Annotated in this window: 15 protein-coding genes and 1 pseudogene; 8 read left to right on the top strand and 8 right to left on the bottom strand. The window is 72.7% G+C overall.

All coding sequences use genetic code 11. The features are described 5' to 3' along the window. Positions 1 to 37 precede the first annotated feature (37 nt). Positions 38 to 1,426 carry a type VII secretion integral membrane protein EccD gene (eccD, locus tag AB0A90_RS03360; RefSeq protein ID WP_357240929.1) on the bottom strand — a complete coding sequence of 463 codons (1,389 nt, stop codon included), beginning with the start codon at positions 1,424 to 1,426 and terminating at the stop codon, positions 38 to 40. 136 nt (positions 1,427 to 1,562) lie between these two features. On the opposite strand from eccD, the gene eccCa reads away from it, so the two are divergent. From eccCa to AB0A90_RS03335, 5 genes and pseudogenes are all read left to right on the top strand, one after another. Further along, on the top strand, positions 1,563 to 5,519 hold the full coding sequence (gene eccCa / locus AB0A90_RS03355) for a type VII secretion protein EccCa (RefSeq protein ID WP_357240926.1): 3,957 nt from the start codon (positions 1,563 to 1,565) through the stop codon (positions 5,517 to 5,519). Between the two features lie 109 nt (positions 5,520 to 5,628). Beyond that, positions 5,629 to 6,246, top strand: coding sequence for a hypothetical protein (locus AB0A90_RS03350; protein WP_357240923.1), 618 nt, complete (start codon positions 5,629 to 5,631; stop codon positions 6,244 to 6,246). A 34-nt stretch (positions 6,247 to 6,280) separates the two neighbouring features. Beyond that, positions 6,281 to 8,056 (top strand): hypothetical protein, encoded by a 1,776-nt coding sequence (locus AB0A90_RS03345; RefSeq protein WP_357240920.1) that lies wholly within the window; start codon positions 6,281 to 6,283, stop codon positions 8,054 to 8,056. Between the two features lie 101 nt (positions 8,057 to 8,157). Beyond that, positions 8,158 to 9,294 (top strand): annotated as a pseudogene (gene mycP / locus AB0A90_RS03340) (type VII secretion-associated serine protease mycosin); the annotation flags it as partial. A gap of 353 nt (positions 9,295 to 9,647) precedes the next feature. After that, on the top strand, positions 9,648 to 10,193 hold the full coding sequence (locus tag AB0A90_RS03335; RefSeq protein ID WP_357240917.1) for a hypothetical protein: 546 nt from the start codon (positions 9,648 to 9,650) through the stop codon (positions 10,191 to 10,193). 26 nt (positions 10,194 to 10,219) lie between these two features. Here AB0A90_RS03335 and AB0A90_RS03330 read toward each other — a convergent pair whose 3' ends face one another. The 3 genes from AB0A90_RS03330 to AB0A90_RS03320 are packed head-to-tail and all read right to left on the bottom strand — an operon-like array spanning position 10,220 to position 12,365. Further along, positions 10,220 to 11,479, bottom strand: coding sequence for an SseB family protein (locus AB0A90_RS03330; protein WP_357240914.1), 1,260 nt, complete (start codon positions 11,477 to 11,479; stop codon positions 10,220 to 10,222). Further along, positions 11,473 to 11,958: an SUKH-3 domain-containing protein gene (locus AB0A90_RS03325; protein ID WP_357240911.1), complete on the bottom strand. Its 486-nt coding sequence runs from the start codon at positions 11,956 to 11,958 to the stop codon at positions 11,473 to 11,475. The genes AB0A90_RS03330 and AB0A90_RS03325 overlap by 7 nt, the downstream gene beginning before the upstream one ends. After that, entirely contained in the window at positions 11,955 to 12,365 is a 411-nt protein-coding gene (locus tag AB0A90_RS03320; protein WP_357240908.1) for a YwqJ-related putative deaminase, read from the bottom strand. The genes AB0A90_RS03325 and AB0A90_RS03320 overlap by 4 nt, the downstream gene beginning before the upstream one ends. 152 nt (positions 12,366 to 12,517) lie before the next feature. On the opposite strand from AB0A90_RS03320, the gene AB0A90_RS03315 reads away from it, so the two are divergent. Genes AB0A90_RS03315 through AB0A90_RS03305 form a run of 3 tightly spaced genes read left to right on the top strand, consistent with a single transcriptional unit; the run spans position 12,518 to position 16,433 of the window. Next, the gene (locus AB0A90_RS03315; RefSeq protein ID WP_357240905.1) at positions 12,518 to 14,197 is read left to right on the top strand and encodes a right-handed parallel beta-helix repeat-containing protein; all 1,680 of its coding nucleotides are present in this window, start codon (positions 12,518 to 12,520) and stop codon (positions 14,195 to 14,197) included. 32 nt (positions 14,198 to 14,229) lie between these two features. Further along, complete coding sequence (gene eccE / locus AB0A90_RS03310; protein ID WP_357240902.1) at positions 14,230 to 15,744, top strand: type VII secretion protein EccE; 1,515 nt, start codon at positions 14,230 to 14,232, stop codon at positions 15,742 to 15,744. Then, the gene (locus AB0A90_RS03305; RefSeq protein ID WP_357240899.1) at positions 15,741 to 16,433 is read left to right on the top strand and encodes a hypothetical protein; all 693 of its coding nucleotides are present in this window, start codon (positions 15,741 to 15,743) and stop codon (positions 16,431 to 16,433) included. The genes eccE and AB0A90_RS03305 overlap by 4 nt, the downstream gene beginning before the upstream one ends. Before the next feature lie 17 nt (positions 16,434 to 16,450). Here the strand turns inward: AB0A90_RS03305 and AB0A90_RS03300 are convergent, their stop codons facing one another. From AB0A90_RS03300 to AB0A90_RS03285, 4 genes are read right to left on the bottom strand one after another with little or no spacing between them, the layout of a single operon-like run. Continuing rightward, positions 16,451 to 17,620, bottom strand: coding sequence for an alanine racemase (locus AB0A90_RS03300; RefSeq protein WP_357240896.1), 1,170 nt, complete (start codon positions 17,618 to 17,620; stop codon positions 16,451 to 16,453). Further along, positions 17,617 to 19,215 carry an IucA/IucC family protein gene (locus tag AB0A90_RS03295; RefSeq protein WP_357240893.1) on the bottom strand — a complete coding sequence of 533 codons (1,599 nt, stop codon included), beginning with the start codon at positions 19,213 to 19,215 and terminating at the stop codon, positions 17,617 to 17,619. Before AB0A90_RS03295 ends, AB0A90_RS03300 begins: the two co-directional genes overlap by 4 nt. Next, positions 19,212 to 20,837 carry an IucA/IucC family siderophore biosynthesis protein gene (locus tag AB0A90_RS03290; protein WP_357240890.1) on the bottom strand — a complete coding sequence of 542 codons (1,626 nt, stop codon included), beginning with the start codon at positions 20,835 to 20,837 and terminating at the stop codon, positions 19,212 to 19,214. Before AB0A90_RS03290 ends, AB0A90_RS03295 begins: the two co-directional genes overlap by 4 nt. Further along, positions 20,834 to 22,006: a siderophore biosynthesis protein gene (locus AB0A90_RS03285; protein ID WP_357240887.1), complete on the bottom strand. Its 1,173-nt coding sequence runs from the start codon at positions 22,004 to 22,006 to the stop codon at positions 20,834 to 20,836. The genes AB0A90_RS03290 and AB0A90_RS03285 overlap by 4 nt, the downstream gene beginning before the upstream one ends. Positions 22,007 to 22,037 lie beyond the last annotated feature (31 nt).

The raw sequence follows: 22,037 nt of genomic DNA, 5'->3' as shown, positions 1-22,037 counted from the left end.
CGGGTGCAAACCCAGACAGGTCAGCGGACCGTTGGCGTCAGCCGTTCAGCGCGCGCATGAACGCGTACAGGCCCAGCACGCTGCATGCGACCGGCACCACGGCCAACTGCAGCAGGATGTCGAGGGTGTCCCCGAGACGGGCCAGCCGGGGCGACGGGGCACGACGGCTGTAGGCGAGCCCGGCGCTGACCGAGATCCCGGCCGCGACCACCGCCACCGGAAGCACGGCCAGTACGCGTAGCCCGGTCCCGGCGTCGGCCGCGCCGACCAGGGGCAGCAGGGCCAATCCCACCAGACCCCCGGCGAGCAGCGGCACGCGGTGCCGCACGGTCGGCACCAGCCGGGCCCGCAGCAGGTGACCGAGCGCGACCACACCGGTCAGCAGCAGGGCGGCGACCGAGCCGTGGGCGGTCAGCACGATCAGGCAGCCGACGGTGACCAGGAACGAACCGAAGATCATGCCGGTGAGGACCTCGTCGGCCCGGGCGGTGGCCTGATAGACCAGCTCGCGCCGGGGCTGCGGCTCGTCGCGCAGCAGGTCCTCGGCGGTGCGCGGCAGCGCCGGCATCGGCATCTTGCCGAGTCGTACGGCGAGCAGCGGCATCGCTGGCAGCAGCAGGGTCACCGCGCTGACCATGATCGCCGCGCCCTGCGCCGCGTCCATCGTGCCGAGGGCGAAGAGGCCGCCGAGCATGCCCCAGAAACCTGCGAAGACCGCCGCGACGAAGACCCGGGTCGCGTCGCCCACCCCGAGGAAACCGAGCAGGCCGGTGAGGAACAGGATGGCGGAACCGAGCAGCACGTGCGGTGCGCCGAGTGCCCAGACGGACTCGCCGGTCCCGATCACCAGGACGCCGCCGACGAAGGCGTAGGGCAGGCCGGCCGCGGCGACCACGGCCCCGGCGAGGGAGTCGGCCATCGCCCGGGACAGCACGATCCCGACCAGCAGCAGCACCCCGGCGGTGCCGAGGGCGATCACGCCGCCGAGCATGCCGGGCTCGTCGGACGTGACGATGACGACCAGGCCGAGCAGCAGCAGCACACCGGCGACGATCAGGCCCGTCAGGCGGGTCGCGAGCGGGCTCCAGGCCACCCCGCGTCGGCGGGCGCCGGCCGCGACGGCCTCCATCAGATCGTCGTACGCCAGCTCCGGCCAGTCGGTGCGGCGCGGCACGAGATGCAGCGTCTCGCCGTCCCGAACGTTCTGTACGGCGAGCGTACGATTGAGGTCCACAGTGGTGCCGTCGGTGCGGCGCAGCATCCAGCCACCGTGTGCCGTCCCGTCCGACGGGTGCTCATCCGCCTGCCGTAGGACGGCGGGGAGCAGCCCGACCAGCGGCAGATGCTCGGGTAGAGCGAGATCAAGCCGCCGGTTGGGGGCGACGACGGCGATGCGCGCGAGTCCGGTTCCGGCCTGGGTGACCACTGACGACCCCTCGAACGAGGAGCGGGCCGACGTGGCCCGCGGCTGTCATGACGAGAGAAGGCTACCTACCATGTGCCATGGCGCGGGCGCCGGTTCGGTCCGGTCGGGTCCGGACCCCAGCGGGGAGGTCTGATAGGTGAGCACGGTCGTCGTGAAACGCCCGGCCCGACAGCCGGAGCCGGAGTACCCGTCCGGCGAGGTCCTGCTGGAGGCGCCACCCGAGGTGCCCGCGCCCAGCGGGCGTGCCTGGGGTCAGATGATGATGATGCTGCCGATGCTCGCTGGTTCGTTCGCGATGGCGCTGATGTTCGCCGGCCGAGGCGGCAGCACCCTCGGTTACGTCACCGGAGGCCTCTTCGGCCTCTCCGCGATCGGCATGCTCGGCTCCCAGCTCACCAACAACTCCGGCGGCCCGAGCAAGCAGGAGATGCTGCAGAAGCGACGCGAGTACATGACGCACCTGTCGCGGCAGCGCCGGCGAGTGCTCAAGACGGTCCAGAAGCAGCGCGAGGCGGCGTTCTACCGGCATCCGGACCCGGACGCGCTGTGGTCGGTCCCGCTCGGGCCACGGCTGTGGGAGCGCCGGCGCGGCGACGTGGACTTCGCCACCGTACGCATCGGTCTTGGCCCGCAGGAGCTGGCCACGCCGCTGGTTCCGCCGCCCGCGACGTCGCTGGAGAAGCTGGAGCCGATGTGCGCGCTGGCGCTGCGCCGCTTCCTCACCACGTACGGCGAGGTGCCGGATCTGCCGGTGACGATGGCGCTCAACGGGTTCGCCCGGGTCCACCTGCGCGGTGACGACGAGGCGGTCCGAGGGCTCGTCCGGGCGGTGCTCGCCCAGGCCACCGCGTTCCACGCGCCGGACGACATGCTCGTCGCGGTCTGCGTCGCCGCCGACCGGCGGGGCGCGTGGGAGTGGACGAAGTGGCTGCCGCACGCGCTGCACCCGAGCCGCACCGACGCGCTCGGTCAGCTCCGGCTGGTCGCGCCCTCGGTCACCGGGCTGGAGGCGATGCTCGACGACGTGCTGGCCAGCCGGCCCCGGTTCAACTCGTCCGGTGGGTCCCCCCAGTCGGGCGGGCCGCATCTCCTGGTCGTCATCGACGGCGGCGACACCGCCGGGTCGGACCACCTGATGACCGAGGGTGGCGTGGAGGGCGTCACCCTGCTCGACCTCTCCAACCCGGCGCCGCGGGTGCTGGACCGGGCTCGGCTCGTGCTGGAGGTGGGCACCGACGGCCAGTTGCACAGCACCACCGTGGATGGTCAGGCGGAGATCGGGCGGGCCGACGGGTGCCGGGTCGCGGAGATCGAGGCGCTGGCCATGCAGCTGGCCCCGCTGCGTCTCTCGGCCGCGTCCCGCGGCGGCGACGCCCCGCTCACCAGCGAGCTGGGCCTGGCCGAACTGCTCAACATCGGCGACCCGTACGAGTTCGACATGGAACTGGCCTGGCAGCCCCGGCCCAACCGGGACCGGCTGCGGGTGCCGATCGGGGTGGGCGTCGACGGGATCCCGGTCGAGTTGGACCTCAAGGAGTCCGCGCAGGACGGCATGGGGCCGCACGGCCTGCTCATCGGTGCCACCGGTTCCGGCAAGTCCGAGCTGCTGCGCACGCTGGTGCTGGCGCTCGCCGTCACGCACAGCTCGGAGAACCTGAACCTCGTCCTGATCGACTTCAAGGGCGGCGCGACCTTCACCCGGCTGGACGCCCTGCCGCACACCAGCGCGGTGATCACCAACCTGGCCGACGAGCTGCCGCTCGTCGACCGGATGACCGACTCGATCAACGGCGAGTTGGTGCGTCGGCAGGAGCTGCTCCGCTCGGCCGGCAACTACGCCTCGCAGCGCGACTACGAGAAGGCCCGGGCCGCGGGTGCTCCGCTGGCGCCACTGCCGAGCCTGCTCATCATCTGCGACGAGTTCTCCGAGCTGCTCACCGCCAAACCGGACTTCATCGACATGTTCGTGCAGATCGGTCGGGTCGGCCGGTCGCTCGGCGTACACCTGTTGTTGGCCTCGCAGCGGTTGGAGGAGGGCCGGCTGCGCGGCCTGGACACCCACCTGTCGTACCGGATCGGTCTGCGGACCTTCTCGGCGATGGAGAGCCGGGTGGTGCTCGGTGCCACCGACGCGTACGAGTTGCCCCGTTCACCGGGCCACGGCTACCTGCGCTTCGGCATGGAACCACTGATCCGCTTCAAGGCCGCGTACGTCTCCGGCACCTACCGCAGCAAGACGGCCGAGGCGGTCGCCGCCGGTGACGGCGAGGAGCGGGTGCGGGAATACAGCACCGCCTACGTCGCGCCGCCGGTTACCCGTAAGGCCCAGGAGACGACGCCGGAGCCGGTCGACACGGGCGGCGACAGTGTGCTGGACATCCTGGTCGGCCGACTCACCGGACGGGGCGCGCCGGCCCACCAGGTGTGGCTGCCCCCGCTGTCGGATCCGCCGACGCTGGATCAGCTGCTGCCGCCACTGACCGCCGACCCCGCCCGGGGTGTGACGGTGGCGCACGCCGGCCTGGTGGGCGAGTTGCAGGTGGCCGTCGGCATCGTCGACAAGCCGTTCGAGCAGCGGCGGGACGTGCTCTGGTTCGACCTGGCTGGTTCGGCCGGCCACGCGGTGATCGTGGGCGGTCCGCAGAGTGGCAAGAGCACCGTGCTGCGCACGATCGTGACGTCGCTGGCGCTGACCCACACACCGCGGGAGGCGCAGGTCTACTGCCTCGACCTGACCAGCAACGCGCTCTCCTCGCTACGCGACCTGCCGCAGGTCGGCGCGGTGGCGACCCGTCTCGATGCCAGTCTGGTCCGCCGGACCGTCGCCGAGCTGCAACTGCTGATGGGCGAACGGGAGCGGCGGTTCGGCGAGCGCGGGGTCGACTCGATGGCCGCGTACCGGCGGGCCCGTCGGCACGGCCAGCACAACGACGACCCGTTCGGCGACGTCTTCCTTGTCATCGACGGCTGGTCCAGCATCCGGTCCGAGTTCGAAGATCTTGAGCCGACCATCAACGACATCGCCAACCGCGGTCTCTCCTTCGGCGTCCACCTGATCGTCACCGCGGGTCGCTGGATGGACCTGCGTCCCGCCGTTCGGGACGTCTTCGGCACCCGGCTGGAGCTCTGGCTGTCTGACGCGGGCGACTCCGCCCTGGACCGTCGGGCCGCGATGAACGTGCCGGAGAAATCACCCGGCCGAGGCATCACCGCCGATGGGCACCAGTTCCTCGCCGCCCTGCCCCGCACCGACGGCGCGCAGGAGGCGGACACCCTGCCCGAGGGGTCCCGCAAGCTGGTGAACGACCTGGCCGGCGCCTGGCAGGGGCCGGGCGCGCCGCCGATCCGCCAGCTCCCGCCGGTGGTCCCGCACGGCAGTCTGCCGGCCACCGGTCGCCCCGGGGTGCCGGTCGGCATCGCCGAGGTGGACCTGCAACCGGTGCACCTGGACTTCGCCGCCGACCCGCACTTCCTGCTCTTCGGCGACAGCGAGTCCGGCAAGAGCACCTTCCTGCGGGCGCTGGCACAAACGATCGTCGACCGCCACGAGCTGACCGAGGCCCGGCTGGTCATCGTCGACTACCGGCGCAGCATGCTCGGCGACATCACCAGCCCGCACCTGATCGGGTACGGCTCGTCGGCCCAGCTCACCGAGAAGATCATCACCGAGGTCGCCGCGGTGATGCGGGACCGGATCCCTCCCAACGACGTGACGCCGGACCAGCTGCGGGCACGCAGTTGGTGGAAGGGACCGGACCTCTACGTCCTGGTCGACGACTACGACCTGGTGTCGAGCGCGGGCAGCAACCCGCTGACGCCGCTGCTCGAATTCCTGCCCCAGGCCCGGGACATCGGCCTGCACCTGGTCATCGCCCGCCGCACCGGCGGTGCGAGCCGGGCGCTGTACGAGCCGGTGCTGATGCGGATGCGGGAAATCAGCACGCCGGGCATCGTGATGTCCGGTAACCGGGACGAGGGCGTTCTGCTCGGCACCGTCCGCCCCGGGCCGCTGCCACCCGGCCGAGGTTGGCTGGTCACGCGGCGGGAGGGCACCCGGCTCGTGCAGTTGGTGAACCTTCCGTCGCGAGCCTGACCACACTACGGGGTTGCCCGATGACGCTACCCTCGGCCAGAGTGGACTGTGAATGTCGCGGCTCGGGACACAGCCGCGGTGTCGGCATGTGGACGAAACGGGGAGACAGATGGGCGACGAGTGGCTCGTCGGCGAGGACATCGACGTCGACATCCAGCAGCTGATCGACTTTGCCAAGGCCATTGAGAAAGAGCTGAACGAGCATTTCAAGCCCAGCTTCGAGAACGGTGTACGCCCCATGCTCACCGTGCAGGCGCCGTTCGGCGCGGGTGGGATGAAGGAGGGCGCGTTCTTCCGTGTCCGGCACGACGACAGTCGCGTGGCGGTGGGGAAGATGCTCGGTGACGCGATGAAGGGTCTGGTGTCGCTGCAGATGGCTGCCATGTCAATCGCCAGCGAATACCGCACCGGAGACGCGTTGGCCCAGGCCGACACGGACGACATCTACAACGCCTTCACCGCCGTCGATGGTCAGAAGACGCTCGACGACCTCTGGCGGCAGGGCGACGACAAGAAGACCTCGGACCCGGCGAAGGCGATCCCGCCGGAGGTCCTGGATCCGGAGGCTTACTTCGCCCCGGAAGCCAATAACAGTCAGGATCCGGAGGCGACGCCGGAAATCGACAAGTCGGAGACCATCGGCGAGGGCACCGGCGCCTATACGGTCCAGGGCGACAACGAGCAGATGTACGGCGACCAGGTGGCCCGCCCGGACCTGCGGTCCTGATGGTGGGCGGGGAACGGGACGCGGAGGAGCGGGGATGAGCGACAAATACTACGGATGGACGCCGAGCTACACCCCGGGTTACACCGGCGTCCCGGACGACTATGCCGCGGATCGGGCCGCCGGGGCCGCACCGTACGAACCCACAGCCTGGGACGGGCTCACGATCGAGACCATGTGGGAGCAGGCCCGCAAGGAGAGCGACGAGCGCACCGTCGCCCTGGCCGAGACCTGGCGGCGGACAAGCGTTCTGTTGCAGACGACACGGGAAAACCTCAAGCGGCACGCCGACTCGCTGGACGCCAAGTGGCGGTCACCGGCGGGCCGGGTCTTCATGGGCAAGGTCGGCGCTGCCCTCCACTCGCTTGACGAGTGGAAGGACGTCGCCGACAAGACGGCCAGCGGTCTGGAGCAGATCGCCAGCAAGATCCAGACGACGCAGACCGAGATGCGCAAGCTCTGGCTGGAATACAAGGCAGAGCAGGAGAACCAAGCCCGGCAGCGTAAGGAGGATGCCGAAAGCACCTCGCTGGGCGACATCTTTGGATTGAACAACCCCAAAACGGTCTCCGATGTGCAGAAAGAATTCCACGAGCGGGCGAAGAACATCGTCAAGCCGCTCGCGGACCTCTACATCGACGTCTACATCTCGAACATCTCCCGCGGCGGCACCTACAAGGGGCCGACGAACGCAGTCGTCATCAACCCGTCCCAGATCCCGCGTCCGTCTCGCCCGAAAGGACCGGTCGGGCCGGGCCCGGCGGCAGTCAACATGACCGCTGACGGGCGGATCCGCCAGGACCCGCCCAACCGGCCCGACGCGCCCAACCGGCCCGACGCGCCGAACCGGCCCGACGTGACAGCCCTGCCCACCCCAACGCCTCCGCCGGACGGCCTGCCCGACGGTGTGGGGCTCGCCGGCACCATTACCGCCCCTCCCCCGCCGCCGGGGCCGCCGCCCGTGGCGCCGCCGGTCACCGGCACGCCAGGAGTTCCGCCCCCTCCGACGCCGGTGCTGCCGGGCGGCCTGGGCGGTCCGCGTCCGAACGCGCCGAACACCGGCGGTCGGCCCGGCACCCCCCGCACCACGCTGCCGGGAGCCGGCGGTCCCACCCCGGGCACCCGTGGCCCGGCACCGAGCCGACCCACCCTGCCCGGCGCGAGCAACCCCGGCGGAAGCCCGCCCAGGCGCGGTGCCGCGCCTGGGCGGCCCACCCTGCCCGGCGGTGGTGGCAGCCCGGGCGGGAGCCCGGGGAAGGGCGCCGCGCCGAACCGACCCACCCTGCCTGGCAACACCGGTGCCGGCCGGCCGGGCGGATCCCGTCCCGGCGCGCCGGGGCTCGGTAACCGGTCGGCCCCGCCGGCCAGTCCGCGCCTGCCGGGCAGCACCGCCGGTCCCCAGCGCACAGGAGGCACTCCGGGCCGACCGGCGTCGCCACCGCCGAGCCTCGGCGGCCAGCGCGGCGGCTCTCCGGGTGCGGCTCGTCCGGCCACGCCGAGCACCGGCGGCACTCGTGCCGGTGGTGGCCCGCTCACCCCCGGCAAGGGCGCCCGTCCGGATCTCACCGGTCGCGGCGCGGCGCGTCCGGCTCCCACCACCGGGCCGGCGCCGTCGCTCGGCGGTCGCCGGGGCGGCCCGGCTGTCCCCGGCCCCCGCCCCGGAGCGCGCCGGGCGGAGGACGAGCAGGAGACCTGGGAGTACGGCGAGGGCGACGACGAGCTCTGGACCACCGACTCGGCCGCGGTTGGCACCATCGAGGCACCAACGGAGCACCGACCGCAGCAGCAGGGTAAGGCGCTCGGTCAGGGTTGACACACGGACGGGCCGGTCACCACACCATGGGTGGCCGGCCCGTACCATGCGGTGACCGTCCAACCGGCCGCTCGACGGCCCACAGAGGAAGGTACGCGCAGATGCGCCTCGTTCCCCGTCCGGCGTCCGCAGTGGCCGCACTGACGCTGAGCGTCCTGGCTGCCCTGGTCGTCCCGGTCGCGCCGGCACACGCCATCGACCGCAAGGACGCCTGGTACATCGACGCCCTTGAGCTGACCGAGATGCACAAGATCACCCAGGGTGAGGGCATCACGGTCGCCGTCGTCGACACCGGTGTGGACGCCAGCCACCCGGACCTGAAGAACAACGTGCTTCCCGGCGTGGACTTCTACGACGACAAGAGCAAGGGACATGAGGACCGGCACGGGCACGGCACCGCGATGGCGTCCCTGATCGCCGGGCACGGGCACGGCTCGGGTGGCAGCGAAGGCGTGCTCGGCGTCGCACCGAAGGCCAAGATCCTGCCGGTGACCGTGCAGGGTCGCGAGGGTGTGTCGATCATCGAGCCGGTCGCGATCGCAGCCGGGATCGACTGGGCGGTGGATCACGGCGCCGACGTCATCAACGTCTCGCTGAGCAGCTCCAACAACGTCGACCTCGACAGAGCGGTCAAGCGGGCGTACCAGAAGAGGGTGATCGTCGTCGCCGGCGTCGGCAACGAGAAGGACGTGATCATCGGCAGCCCGGCCAACCACCCCGGCGCGATCGCGGTGACCGGCACCGACCGCAACGGGCAACTGAGCAAAATCGCCCACATCCCGGCCGAGGAGACCGACCTCGCCGCGCCCGCTGACGACCTGTACGCCGCGGAGCGCAACGGGGGGTACAAGATGGCCGGCGGGAGCAGTTCCGCCACCGCGCTCGTCTCCGGCGCGGTCGCCCTGGTCAAGGCGAAGTACCCGGACCTCAAGTCGTACGACCTGTTCAAGCGGATGATGGAGACAAGCAAGGACGCCGGCAAGCCGGGTCATGACCCCGACTACGGTTGGGGGCTGCTCAACCTGCGCCAGGCGCTGACCGGTGAGCCGGACGGCCGTAACAGTCGTAGCCAGGCGGCCGAGGAGCCCGAGGCCGACCCGACCCTGGCCCGCCCGTCCTCAAGGGAGTCGAATAACAGATACGGCACCTTGGTGCTCCAGTTGGCAGTCATACTCGCCGTCCTCGGCCTCGTGGCGACGGCGGTGGTACTGATCTTGCGGCGGCGGCGCCGCAAGCGGACCCTGGCATCCTCGGCAGAGGTTCCCACCCCGGTCGGGGCAGCCACCGCCACCGGTACGCCGTACCCGCCCGCCCCACACCTGCCATCCAGCGGAACGCCGTACCCGCCGGCACCGCACCTGCCAGCCGGCGGTACGCCGTACCCGCCTGCGCCGCACCTGCCAGCCCCCGGAACGCCGTACCCGCCGGCACCGCACCTGCCATCCAGCGGATCGGCGTACCCGCCCGCACCGCAGCCCCCGGCACCAGCCCCGGGCGTGCCCCCGCAGGGCGGGCAGTCGACCCACCCGACGGAGCCGACCGGTGAGGCCGGCTGGCGTCGGCCGGGCACCTGACGACCAACGGAGACGAGATGTCGACCCTCCCGCCCGGTGCCGTACCTCCTCCCGGCGCCGTGCCGCCGCCCAACCCCGTACCGCCGCCGCAGTTGGGGGCCGTACCCCCGCCTGCCGGACCGTCCGGTGTGCCGGTGCCGGCGGCCGGGCGGCGGCCGGCGGCGGTGATCGCGGCGATCCTGCTGATGGTCCCCGTGGCCGTCACCTGGCTCGTCGCGGGCATCGCCTTCTTCGTGGCGATGATGAGGGCCGAGGGCGACGGCGTGTTCTTGATCATCATCCTCGGCGTGGTGGTCCTCGCGCTCTGCCTGCTGCTGGTGTTCATGACGGTGGTGGGGATGGTCTTCACCTGGCGCGGGCTGGGTCCCGAGGGTCTGCGGGTGCCGGCCAGTTTCACTTTCGGGCTCTTCGCCGTCTTCCTGGTCGGCCTACTCGTGACGGGCAAACTCGACTTCCAGCCGACGATGGTCACGCCCCTGGTCGTGGGCGGGCTCGCCGGGGTGGCGCTCGTCCTGCTGAAGAGTCGGCAGGCCAAGGACTGGTTCGCCGGCAATCGACGCTGACAACCAGCGTGGGAGCCGCTCCGCGGTCAGGTCGGCAGCCAGCGCCCGGTGGCCGCGTCGAAGCGGGCCAGCAACTCGTCCCGGCCGTCGTGGTGGAGGCAGTGCAGGCCCGTCCCGTCCGGCACGACAAGCGACTCCATTCGCGGCTGGCCGCGCCCCCAGTCCTCGGGCGTGTCCTGGTTGGGCTCCCACCGCAGCACGGCCGCCCACTCGTCGGACTCCGCGAACGGCGAACCCTCGCCGAGCAGGCCGAGGCGCCGGTAGAGCCGGGCGGGGGTGTCCCGGCCCGGGCCGGCCCAGGCGTGCACCAGCCCGGCGGCCCGCTGGTAACCGTCGTCGAGGTAGGACGGCAGGTACCGGTGCGGGATCACCAGTTGCAGCCGGATCGGCAGGTCCGGGTCCGGGTCGGGCTCGTCGTCCTCGTCCGGCGGCGTCCGCTGCGCCGGTACGCCCACCGTGGCCGGCTCGGCGTACGCGGCCGTCTCCAGGTGCTGGCGCTCCCCCTCGGCGGCGTCGGTGACCACCCGCCGTAGCTGACCAAGCCAGTCCCGGAGGGTTCGGACGGCCTCGCCGGGCAGCGTCGCCGCCAGCGGGGTGTCGGGGTTGAGCAGGAGCTGCCACGACGGGTCCGGCCACTGCTCGGCCAGGTGGAGGCTGCTGACCGCGACCAGGTCGAGGTCGCCGAGGGCCTGTCGCAGCCGCACCTCGGCGGTGAAGACCGGCAGGCAGGGCTGCCCCTGCTCGTCGGAGAGGCACAGCCACGGAAAGTCCGGATCGGACAGGTCCCTCGACTCGGACCCCCCGGGCCGCAGCGGCACCAGCAGCTCCGTGCGGAGCAGCGCCGCCATCAGGGCGTCCGGTTCCTGCCCGGCGATCGCGTCGCGCAGGTCTCGCTCGGCCTCGAGAGCGGGACCGGCGATCACGTGCAGCTCACCGGCGGTGACCTGCACGCCGATCGGCAGCCCGGCGTCGACCGCGAGCAGCCAGTCGTCGTCCGGCCAGCCGCTTGCCAGGTCCTGGACGCTGAGGGCGCGGTAGCTGACCGACTGACCGGGCAGGCAGGCGGCGATCGCCTCGGGTGAGGTGAACGCGATGACGTGGGTCCGCCCGTCGTGCCGGCCCGTCGGCCAGGCCATCGGCGCGCGACCGGCCGCCGCCTCCGGTGACACCGGCAGCAGCAGCGGAGCGCCGGCCAGCGTCGCCAGGAGCGTGTCCCGGTCCGCGGCCTCGGCGGCGGCCAGCAGCGCGCCCTCCGTCGGCGTCGCCGGCCGCCAGTCGATCACCACGTGCCGTCCTGGCGTACCCGGCGGGGTTGCCGGCCCAGCACCAGCGCGGTGATCGCCTCGTCGACGTGCTCGCCGAGGAACCAGTCACCGCCGTGGTCCAGCACGAACACCCGCCCCTGATCGTCGATCGCGAGGATGCCGGTGCCGTCGCCCTCCTCGCCGATCGGTGTTAGCGGCGCCCCGATTGCCGCGGCGAGCGCGGCGAGGGTGTCCACCGACTGGCCTACCAGGAACGGATCCAGGTGGAAGGGGCTGGGCGCGATCTGTTCGCCGTCGCCCTGCGGGCGCACCAGCAGGCCGCCGAACTCGGCGTACGTCTCCACCGCGGCCCGGACGACGGTGTGCTGCCGTCCGTCCGGCGCGGCGCTGGCCGCCAGCCGCAGCGCCCACTGTCGCGCCCGGTCGTCGTCGCGGCGGCCCGGAACCCAGCCGGCAACCTGGAGCGTCTCGGCCACCAGGGATGGGAAGCGGTCGTTCATCCCAGCGCCTCCACGCCACACCAGTCCAGCAGCGCCGCGCACGAGCGGCAGGGCGGCTGCACCTCACCGTGGCGGGGGTCGCCCTCCTCCCGGACCCGGGTCACCCGCACCTTCGCCCCCCACAACAGCGCGCGGGCCCGGGCCGAGCTGATCGGCCCGCCGTCGGCCTCGGCCGCGTAGAGGCGGTCGGAGAGCAGCACGACCTCGGCGCACCAGCCGGCGAACCGCTCCCGCTGCCCGGTCGGCAGTTCGTGCAGGAACCGCCGGATCACCGGGTGCAGGTCGGGTGCCAGGTCACCGCGGACCGACGTGTGCGTGTGGACGGTTCCGTCGACCAGCAACGCACCCGCGGCGAGCGGCAACATCCGGGTTTCCGCCATCCGTCCTCCCGCTCCTGGTTCCGGCACTGCGTGTGAACCCGAGCCTAACGGCCCACCGCCGCATCGATCGGCCCCGCCATCGTGCACGATCGCCGGTCGCGACCACGGGGGCTCCCCCCGTGTCGACCGCCTGGGATATCGTCGGCCTAACCCTTCCGCTGCCGTATGAAGCCGGAGCCATGACGCGCACCCTTCTCGTCTCCCCGGACCAGCCCGGCGCGTACCCCACCATCGGTGACGCGCTCACGGTGGCGGACGACGACGCCGTCGTCTCGGTCAACCCCGGCACCTACTACGAGGCGTTGTTCGTCAACGACCGCGCGATAACCATCGTCGCCGCACAGGGCGCCGGCACCGTCACCATCGACGCCTCGTCCGGGGCGTACCCCACGGTGTCCTGCAACTCGGGCCGCCTGGAGCTGCGTGATCTGGTCCTCAAGGCCGGCGACGCACCTGTCGTGGCCGTGGACCGGGCGACGCTCAGCATGACCGGGTGCGAGCTGAGCGCCGGCTTCGGCCCGGCCGTCTCGGTGGCCAGCCGGTCTGAGTTCACGTTGACCCGCTGCCGGGTCACCGGCGCCCGCTACGGGCTCGTCGTCGAGGATTCCGACGGCACCGTGGACGGGTGCGAGTTCAGCGACCTCAGCGAGGACGGCATCATCCTCCGGATCGGCGCCGCCCCGACGATCCGCACCAGCACGATCACCCGTTGCGGCAGCCGGGGCATCTACATCTACCAGTACGCCCGGCCCACCATCGAGGCCTGCGACATCTCCCATACCGGGCACGCTGGCGTTGCGGTGGTGCAGCAGAGCGCCCCGGTGCTGCGTCGGTGCCGGATCCGCGACACCCGCGGCCCGGCCGTCTCCTTTGCCCGTGGCTGCCACGGCACGGTCGAGGAGTGCACCACCGAGAACACCGCGCAGCCGGCGATCGACGTGGCCGAGGGCGCCACACCGACCATCGTGGAGGGCACCACCAGCCGGCGGGCCACCTTCGGGGCCGAGGCGGCCCAGGCCAGCACCCAGCAGGACACCAAACGCACCGAGAAGCTGCTCGCCGACCTTGCGGCCATGGTCGGCCTCGAGTCCGTGAAGGAGGAGGTGCGTGGGGTCATCGACGAGATCCAGGTGAACGAGTGGCGGCGCAGCGCCGGGCTGCCGGTCGGCACGGTCAGCCATCACCTGATCTTCGCGGGTGCCCCCGGCACCGGTAAGACCACAGTGGCCCGCATCTACGGCGAGCTGCTCGCGGCGCTCGGTGCGCTGCCCGGCGGGGCCTTCCGGGAGGTGTCCCGGCGCGACCTCGTCGGCCAGTATCTCGGCCACACGGCGGAGAAGACGGCCGCGGCGTTCGACACGGCCCGAGGTGGGGTGCTCTTCATCGACGAGGCGTACACCCTCTCCCGCTCCTTCGGCAGTGGCGGCGACTTCGGCCAGGAGGCCATCGACACGCTTGTCAAGCTGATGGAGGACCATCGCGACGAGATCGCTGTCATCGCCGCCGGCTACACCGGGGAGATGCTCCAGTTCCTCGACGCGAACCCGGGTCTCGCCTCCCGCTTCGCCAAGACCATCGAGTTCGGCAACTACAGCCCCGAGCAACTGGTCATCATCGTGGAGCGGATGGCCGGCGGCGACGAGTACCTGCTCGGCGACGGGGTCTCCGATCTGCTTCAGGCGCATTTCGCCACCATCGAACGGGACCAGAACTTCGGCAACGCCCGTGAGGCCCGCAAGCTCTTCGAGGGTGTACGTAAGGCGCAGGCGCAGCGGCTGCGCCAGTCCGGTCAGCGCCCCAGCCTCGACGAGCTGCGGACCGTGACGGCGGCCGACATCCGTGCCGCGATCGGTCGCTGAGCGGTGCCGGCCCAGGTGAGGAGGAACGTGCGGTGACGCATCCGGGTGCGGCACGGCCGGGTGAACCGGGTTGGCAGCACCATCCGGGTGCCCCACCGGCGCAGCAGATGCCACCCGGGCAACGGGTGGCAGCACCGCAGCAGACCGGCGTACCAGCGCCCCCGCCGACGGTGAGCTGGGCGGGCGGCGGCCCGGGGCAGACCCAGGCTGCGCAGCGCGGGCAGGGCCGGGCGGCGAGCGGGACCACGTACACCACTCAGGTGGCCGCCGGCGCACGGGCCGCGACGGCCGCGCAGACGACGAGCGTCGCGCCGGCCGCGAGGACTGCCGCGGCTCCCTCCGCCGCCGCTGACGTCCCGGCCACCGCCGCGGGCGAAGCCACGGCCGAAGCCGCAGCCACCCGGAGGGTGCGACCGTTCCAGCGCGGGCTCCGGGTCGGTGGCGTGAACGTCGCCCAACTGCTGGCGTGGCAGGTAGGGGCGGCGGCGGTGCTCACCGCCACCCCGCACGGCGTGCCGCTCACCGCCGCGGTGGCCGTCGTGGCGGTGCTGCTGCTCGCTCCGACGGTGATCCGGTTCCGGGGCCGGTGGCTGCACGAGTGGCTTCCGATCTGGTGGGGCTTCCGGGGGCGGCGCCGGCAGCTCACCGGCACCGACGCGGAGCCGGCCCTGCGCCTGTTGACCCACCTGGAGCGTGGTGTCGAGTTGGAGATCGTCGAGATCGACGACCAGCCGGCCGTGCTGCTGACCCACAGGGGTGGGCTGAGCGCCATCTTCGAGGTCGACCCGACCGAGGGTGCCCTGCTGATGAGCGCTCCGCAGGCGCTGCCGTCTCCCGCGGCACTCCTACCGGCGGTCGACGAGAAGGCACCGCCGGTGGTGGTGCAGTTGCTGATCCAGGTGACGCCGGCACCACGTGCCCGCTCCGGCGCGGCGGCGGTCAACCGGGCGTACCGGGAACTGACGAACGGTGAGGTGCCCGCCAGCCGGCAGGCGTGGGTGGTGCTCCAGGCCGCGCGGACCCCCGATTTCCACGCCGACCACGACCTGCGCCCGACGCTCCTCGCGGTGATCCGGCGGACCCGGCGGCAGTTGCGGCAGGAGCGGGTGGCCGCGCGGATGCTGAACCGGGACGAGGTGCTCGTCGCCGTCACCACCCTCACCCACCTGACCGGTGGGGCACCCAGCGGGACGGGTGACCAGATGCTGGCCCGGGAGACCTGGCGGGCCTGGTCGACCCGGGGCGCGCAGCAGAGCTGCCACCGGCTGCTGGACTGGCCCCGCGAGCCGTGGGAGGTCGATTCGTTGCTGCGGGGGCTCCCCGCCGCCGCCAGCGTGGTGTCGATCGCCGCCACCCGGCCCGACGGCGACGACCTCGCCGTGGAGGTGGCCTTCCGCCTGCTGGGCGCCGATCCGGCCGCACTGGCCGCCGCCGACCAGGCCCTGCACGAGGCGATCCGCCGCCATGGCGGCCGTCTGCAACGACTTGATGGCGAGCACGCGCACGGCGTGGCCGCCACGCTACCGCTCGGAGGTTTCCTGCGGTGAAGAGCGTCGCCTTCCCCGGCAGTCGGATGGGGTTGCACCGCACGGACACCGCCTCGGTCGGTGGCCTGCACGTGGTCGCCGGGGGCGGCGGCCTCGTCGTCGGTCGCAACCGGCAGCAGGAGCCGGTGGGGCTGCGTCTGTTCCGCGCCGAACCGACGCGGTTGATGCTGACCGGCGGCGTACGCTGCGCCGAGCTGCTCGCCTTCCGTGCCCTCGGGATCGGCGCCCGGCTGTTCATCCAGACCGCCCGCGAGCAGGAGTGGGACGCCTTCCTGCGGCGCTGCGTCATCGGCCGGGAGATCGCCTCGTTCCTTCCGCCGGGGGTCCCTCCGCCGACCGCGGCCACGCCGACCGAGCCGCAGCTCGTCGTGATCGACACCGGCCCGGTGACCGCCACCGACACGGGCCTCAGCGCGCCGTGGCGGGCCACCCTGGTGGTGCGCGACGATCTGAGTGGCTACGACGTCGATGTGCTGGTCCGCAGTGACATCGTGGTGCTCCAGCGGCTGACGGGGGCGGAGGCAGCGACGGCGGCGAACGCGTTGGGGCTGGTGAGCGTACAAAGCTGGTTCGCCCAGCTGCACCCGGAGATGATCGGCCTGATCACCAAGGGCAAGGTGCAGTGGGTCATGCTCAGCATGACTCCCACCGAACACCAGTTGATCGGTCCCGTCGCCCGCACCGGCTGATCGTCCGGCCGCCACCCTCAGCCGTCGGCCGGCCCCTGGTGTCGTTCCCGCAGCGGTCGGGCCGCCCACTCGGCGGCCAGTTTCTGCGGGTCACCGGTACGGAACAGCGGTGGCTCGTGCAGCAGGAAGTCGCGGTGGCTGATGTTCCAGGCGTACGCCCCGGCCATGGCGAAGGCCAACACGTCACCCACGCCGATCGGCCCGGCGGTGGCCGACCGGGACAGCACGTCCTTCGGGGTGCAGAGCTGCCCGACCACGGTGACCGGTCCTCCGTCGGTGCGCGGGCCGTCGAGGCCGTGCCGCGGGTGCACGGTGAAGGGCTGCGAGTGCCCCTTCGCCGCCGGTGTCCGCAGGTGGTGGGTGCCCCCGGCCACCACCACGAACCACTCGCCGTAGGAGCGCTTCACGTCGATGACCTCGGTGAGGTACGCCCCGCAGTACGCGGTGACCGACCGGCCCGGCTCGATGCGCAACCGCACCCCCGGGTACGCGTCGAGGACGTCGGTCAGTGCCCGGCCGTAACCCACCCAGTCGAATCGCGTCGCCGGGTCGGTGTAATCGACGGCCATGCCCCCGCCGACGTCGACCTCGGCGGCACCGACCTCGGTGACCGCCCACTCGACCACGGCGGCGGCGACCGCACCGGCGAGGGACGCGTCCAACCCGCTGGCCAGGTGGGCGTGGATCCCGCGTACGTCGATGCCGGCGGGCGGGTGGCGGGCGCACTCGACCGCGTCGGCCGGGTCCATGCCGAACGGGCTGGGTCCGCCGCCCATCACCAGGCTCGCGCCGGGCGCGTCGACCGGCAGGTTCACCCGCAGCAGCACCGGGGCCGTGGTGCCCGAGGCGGTGGCCAGCGCGCCGAGTCGCCGAAGCTCGGCGGGCGATTCGACGTGGATGCGGTGCACCCCGGCGGCGAGGGCGGCGACCAGGTCCGCGTCGGTCTTGCCCGGCCCGGCGTACGCGGCGGGCGCCCGTCCCGGCAGCACCTCGGCCAGTCTGCGCAGCTCGCCGCGGCTCGCGGCCTCGAACCCGTCGACGACCGGGGCGAGGGTACGCAGCACACCGGGGTCCGGGTTGGCCTTGACCGCGTAGAGCAGCTCCACCGGCCGGGGCAGCGCCGCCCGGATGGCCCGGGCCTGCGTGGCCAGCGCGTCGAGGTCGTGGACGTAGACGGGTCGGGTCACCGTGGCCCGCCCAGCGGGTTGGGCACCGGCACGAACGGCGCGGCCCGGTCCGCGTCGCGCCGCCACCGGACCAGCAGGTTCGCCTTGGCCAGCAGCGGCTCACCGTTCAGCAGCGCGCGCAGTTCGGGTGGATCGTCGAGGTCGGCGGCGACGGCCTCGACGACGGCCCGCAGCTCCTGCCACAGCCGCCGTTCGATGCCCGGTCGCGCGTCGGCGAGCGCCCCGCAGATGCCACCGAGGTGATTGACGAACAGGCAGTAGACGATCCGTCGGCGGGCGTCCACCCGACCGTAGCGGACCTGCGCGGGAACGCCGTCCGGCCAGGTCGCCCACCGGTCGGCGTCGAGTTTCACCCCCTCCAGGTCGCGCAGCAGCATGCGTACCGGGTGGCGGTCGCGGTCGAGCACGACGACCACGTTCTGCAGGTGTGCCTCGTGCACGACGCCGTGGTTGAGCCAGCAGCGCAGCACCGCCGGCACCAACAGCCCGAGGTACGCCCGCCACCAGGCCACCGGATCGGGTGTCACCAGTGGCGTGGCGGCCAGCGCCGCCGCCAGCACCGGGGTGTCCCCCGGACGCAGGTGCGGGCGCAGGCCGGTGCGCAGGATCGTCCCGTACGCCTCGTCCGGACCGGGTACGTCGACCGTGCGGTAGGCGGGTTCGGTGAGCAGCCCCACCCCGTCCGGCATCGGCACCCGCGCCAGCAGGTCGGTCAGGGCCACCGCGCCGGTGAGTTCGTAGCGGGCGTTCTTGCGCAGGCAGTTGGTGATCCGTACGTGCAGGCTGGTCTTGACGAACAGGTCGGCCGCCGGGGCGTAGAGGGTTCGCACGCTCGCCGTCGGCCGCACCGGCACGCCGGCCTCGCCCAGGTCGCGCAGCCGTGGGTGGGTCGGCGGGAGCAGTGCGAGCTGCCAGGGATGCACCGGCAGGACGCGGTGCCCGCGCGGGGGTCGGGGCGGGTCGAGGGCGGCCACGAGCGCGTCGAACGGCCCGGCGCCGACGGCCAAATCATCCGGTACGGCGAGCCAGTGCAGCCGGAACGAGGTGCGCAGCTCCGGGGCGTACGCCCGCCAGCTCTCCGGGTCACCGCTGCGCCACTTCGGGGTGGGATGGTGCGGGTGGCCGAAGACCAGTGACTGTTCGGAGTCGACGTACGCGTCGATGGCCGGGTCGCCGGTCGGCGTGGGGTTCTCGGCCGGGCGGTCGGCCAGCAGCCGGGCCACGGTGTCCCGGCTGGCCTGGACCTGCTCGACGAACTCGTCGTTGGTCAGGCCGGTGCGGGTGGTGAGTTCGGCGGCGACCAGGCTGGCGAGCCCGTCCGCGTCCAGGTCGACCCACCGTCCGCTGTCGGTGCGCCGCTGCACCGGACCGGCGTAGCGGTGCGCCCCGAGCGGCGAGTGTCGCGCGACCCCGCAGCGCAGCGTGACGTCGAGGTGCCGCAGCAGCTGATGCGCGGCACCGTCGACAATTGTCGGGCCACCGTCCGGCGTGGCGAGTTCGCGGACCAGACAACCGAAGACGGCATGGGCGGTGGCCAGGTCGGCGAGCTGACCGGTCTCGGTGGCCGGGCGGGAGCGCAACTGGGCGCTCGTCATCGTGTCTCCCGGAGGTAGTTCGGGCCGGTACGCCGGTAGTACTTGTTGATGTCGGCGCAGCCCAGCCGCTGTTTGGGCAGCAGGGTGCCGGCGGTCAGCATCGCCTTGATGGGCAGGTGGGCGGCCCGCAGGACCCGGTCGGTGAAGGTTCGCGCCGCTGGTCCGTCACCCCACCGGTCGCGGGCGGCGGCGAGCCGGGGTGCCAGCGCCTCGGCGGGTGACGGCACGGGCAGCCCGCGCGCGGCCAGCGCGAGCAGGGGTGCGGCGGCGGCCAGGTGCAGGGTGATGGTGATGAACACGTCCGCCAGTTCCTGCGGGTCGCGCGCCCACATCCGGTCGTCGTCGAGGGTCAGCCCACCCGGGCCGCCGTGCCGCGCGTCGAGGCGGGCACCGTCGTTGTCCTTGTAGAGCAGGCCGACCGTGCCGTCGGGGTGCACCAGCAGGTGGATGTTCTGCGGGTGCGCCTCCAGCGCGATTCCGTGCCGGAGCCAGAGGAAGACGTGCCAGTCGAGCAGCAGGTCCAGGTAGGACTCCAGCAGTGCCCCGGGCCGATCGGGGCTGATCCGTTCGAGGACCGTGCCCGCGCTCGGGTCGGGTGCGGCGAGGGCCGCGACCGGCACCACGTAGACGCCGGCCAGGTCACCCGGGAATCTGCGGAGCAGGAAGCTGCGCCGCTCGTCGCCCCCGACGTGCGCGAAGGTGCTCTCGTCGACGTGCCGGATCCGTCCGGCGAAGGTGGGTTCGGCGTTGGCGATCCGGCCGAGTAACGCGGCGACGGCCGCGCCGTCGGCGAGTGAGTCCGGGCGCAGCGTACGGCGGTTGCGGGCGCCGAGGCTCGCGGTCGGCAGCGGCAGCTTGAGGTGCAGGTACGGGTCGAGGTCGAGCGCCACCGTCCGCATGGAGAGGGTGGGCCGTACGGTGATCGCCGGCAGGTCCGTGACCGGTAACGCGTCGCGTTCCGCGGTGATCGGGTGCGCCGGCAGCAACAGCTGGTCCGGTCGTCGGGCGCGCGGCCACCAGGACGGGAGTTCACCGGTGAGCCGGACGTCCTCGGTGGGGACGGCGTACCAGCGCAGCGCGAAACGCGGGGCGTGCTCCGGGGCATACCGGAGAAGGTCGTCGTCGCCGAGACCGTGCCGGCACCGGTCCGTGGGGTAGACGGGGTGCCCGTGGTGGGCGGCGAGTACGTCGTCCAGGAGGGCCGCCGGCAGACCGGTCGGGGTGCTCGGGCGCGCGGCGGCCACCTCGGCGAAGACCCGTGGTCGGTGCCGGGCCGCGAGCCGGCGGGCCCGCAGGTCGGCGCGGCACTCGGCGCTGAAGTCCCGCCAGCCGGTCGCCGCCTCGGCGTCGTCCCGGGGGGCGAGCAACGTCAACAGCCCGGCCAGGGTGTCCGTCCGGTGGGTGGTGTCGTCGGCCAGCACCAGCACGGTCGGAGCGGCGCTGCGCAGGGCCTGCTGGAAGCCGTCCACCCGCACCGGGATGCGCAGCAGGCCGGCGGGGTGCGGCACCTGCCACCAGTCCGGCCCGTCCGGGCTGCCGGTGCTGAGCAGGCCGAGGTGGTCCTCGCGCAGCAGGGCGTCGAGCACCCGGGTGAACACCTCCCGCTCGCAGTCGTCGCTCACTCGACGATGGTCCACTGGAGCTCGCTGCGGAAGGCGGCCAACGACGTCTGGACGCTGTCCCGGTCCGGGCCGATCGCGTGCAGCACGGCCAGATAGTCGCGATTTGTGCCGGTGTGCTCGGCGAAGCGGCCCACCGGGCGCAGCGGTCGGCAGCCCAGCCGGACCTCGCCGTCGCCGGTGTCCAGCGGGCCCGGTGCGGCGGTGAGCCGGCCCGTCCGGGCCGCGCAGACGTACTCGACCTGGGCGTACCTGTCGACGGTGGCGGGCAGACCCAGGGCGGCCACCGGCTCGCCGAGGTGCAGCCGGATGACCTGTTCGAACAGCGGCACGCCGAGCAGTTCGGCGAGGATCAGGTCCATCCGGTCGCCGATGAGGCGGTAGTTCACCTCGATGAGGCGGACCCGGCCGTCGCCGGAGACGACGTACTCGGTGTGGCAGGCGCCGAAGCCGACCCCGAGCGCGTCGAGGCACGCCCGCAGTTGGGTGCTCGCCGGCTCGGTCGGGGGTGACCAGGAAAGGCTCTCCTCGGTGAAGGTCGGCGGCGGGCCGAGGCCGGTCGCCCACCCGCCGAGGGAGGCGAGATCCGTGTCGTCACCGAGGGTTTCGAATGTCCGCAGTTCCCCGGCGAGATACTCCTCCACCACCAGGGCCACCTCCGGCCGCCGGCCCCGGATCTCGGCGACCCGGGCGACCAGCTCGGTCCGGTCGACCACCAGGTACGCGTCCTCGCTGGCCACCCCCTCGCGGGGTTTGACCACCGCGGGGAACATCCCGGCCGGCACCTCCGGCGCGGTTCCGGGGTCGACGGTGACGGTACGGACCAGATCAAGGCCGGCGGCCGCGATCGCCCGTCGGGCCGCGGCCTTGTCCTTGCAGAGACGGGCGGCGTCCGGGTCCTTGCCGGGCAGGCCGAGCTTTCGGGCGGCGATCGCGGTGGCCTCCTGGAGATGGTCGCTGTTGGACAGTAGCGCCACCGGCCGGATCGGTGCCGTCGCCGCGACCACCGCTGCCGCGTCCCGGACCGCGCAGCGCGTCACCGGCGCGTCCGCGGGCCATTCCGCGGGCCGGTCGGTCAGCACCGTGGCCGACAGCCCCAGCGACGCCGCCGCCGGGAGGAACCCTTCCAGGACGGCGTCGGTGGGGTTGAGCGCGGTCAGACAGATCCTCATACCGCCTCCGTGGACTACCCGATGCCATGAT

The sequence above is a fragment of the Micromonospora sp. NPDC049204 genome (assembly GCF_040647935.1).
GTDB lineage: Bacteria > Actinomycetota > Actinomycetes > Mycobacteriales > Micromonosporaceae > Micromonospora.
Note: the sequence above shows the minus strand (reverse complement) of the source record. Positions and strands in the feature narration are given on the sequence as shown.

Coding starts and splice junctions, on each gene's coding strand:
- AB0A90_RS03350 (WP_357240923.1), top strand. CDS start 5,629: ATGGGCGACGAGTGGCTCGTCGGCGAGGACATCGACGTCGACATCCAG.
- AB0A90_RS03345 (WP_357240920.1), top strand. CDS start 6,281: ATGAGCGACAAATACTACGGATGGACGCCGAGCTACACCCCGGGTTAC.
- AB0A90_RS03335 (WP_357240917.1), top strand. CDS start 9,648: ATGTCGACCCTCCCGCCCGGTGCCGTACCTCCTCCCGGCGCCGTGCCG.
- AB0A90_RS03325 (WP_357240911.1), bottom strand. CDS start 11,958: ATGAACGACCGCTTCCCATCCCTGGTGGCCGAGACGCTCCAGGTTGCC.
- AB0A90_RS03315 (WP_357240905.1), top strand. CDS start 12,518: ATGACGCGCACCCTTCTCGTCTCCCCGGACCAGCCCGGCGCGTACCCC.
- AB0A90_RS03295 (WP_357240893.1), bottom strand. CDS start 19,215: ATGACGAGCGCCCAGTTGCGCTCCCGCCCGGCCACCGAGACCGGTCAG.
- AB0A90_RS03285 (WP_357240887.1), bottom strand. CDS start 22,006: ATGAGGATCTGTCTGACCGCGCTCAACCCCACCGACGCCGTCCTGGAA.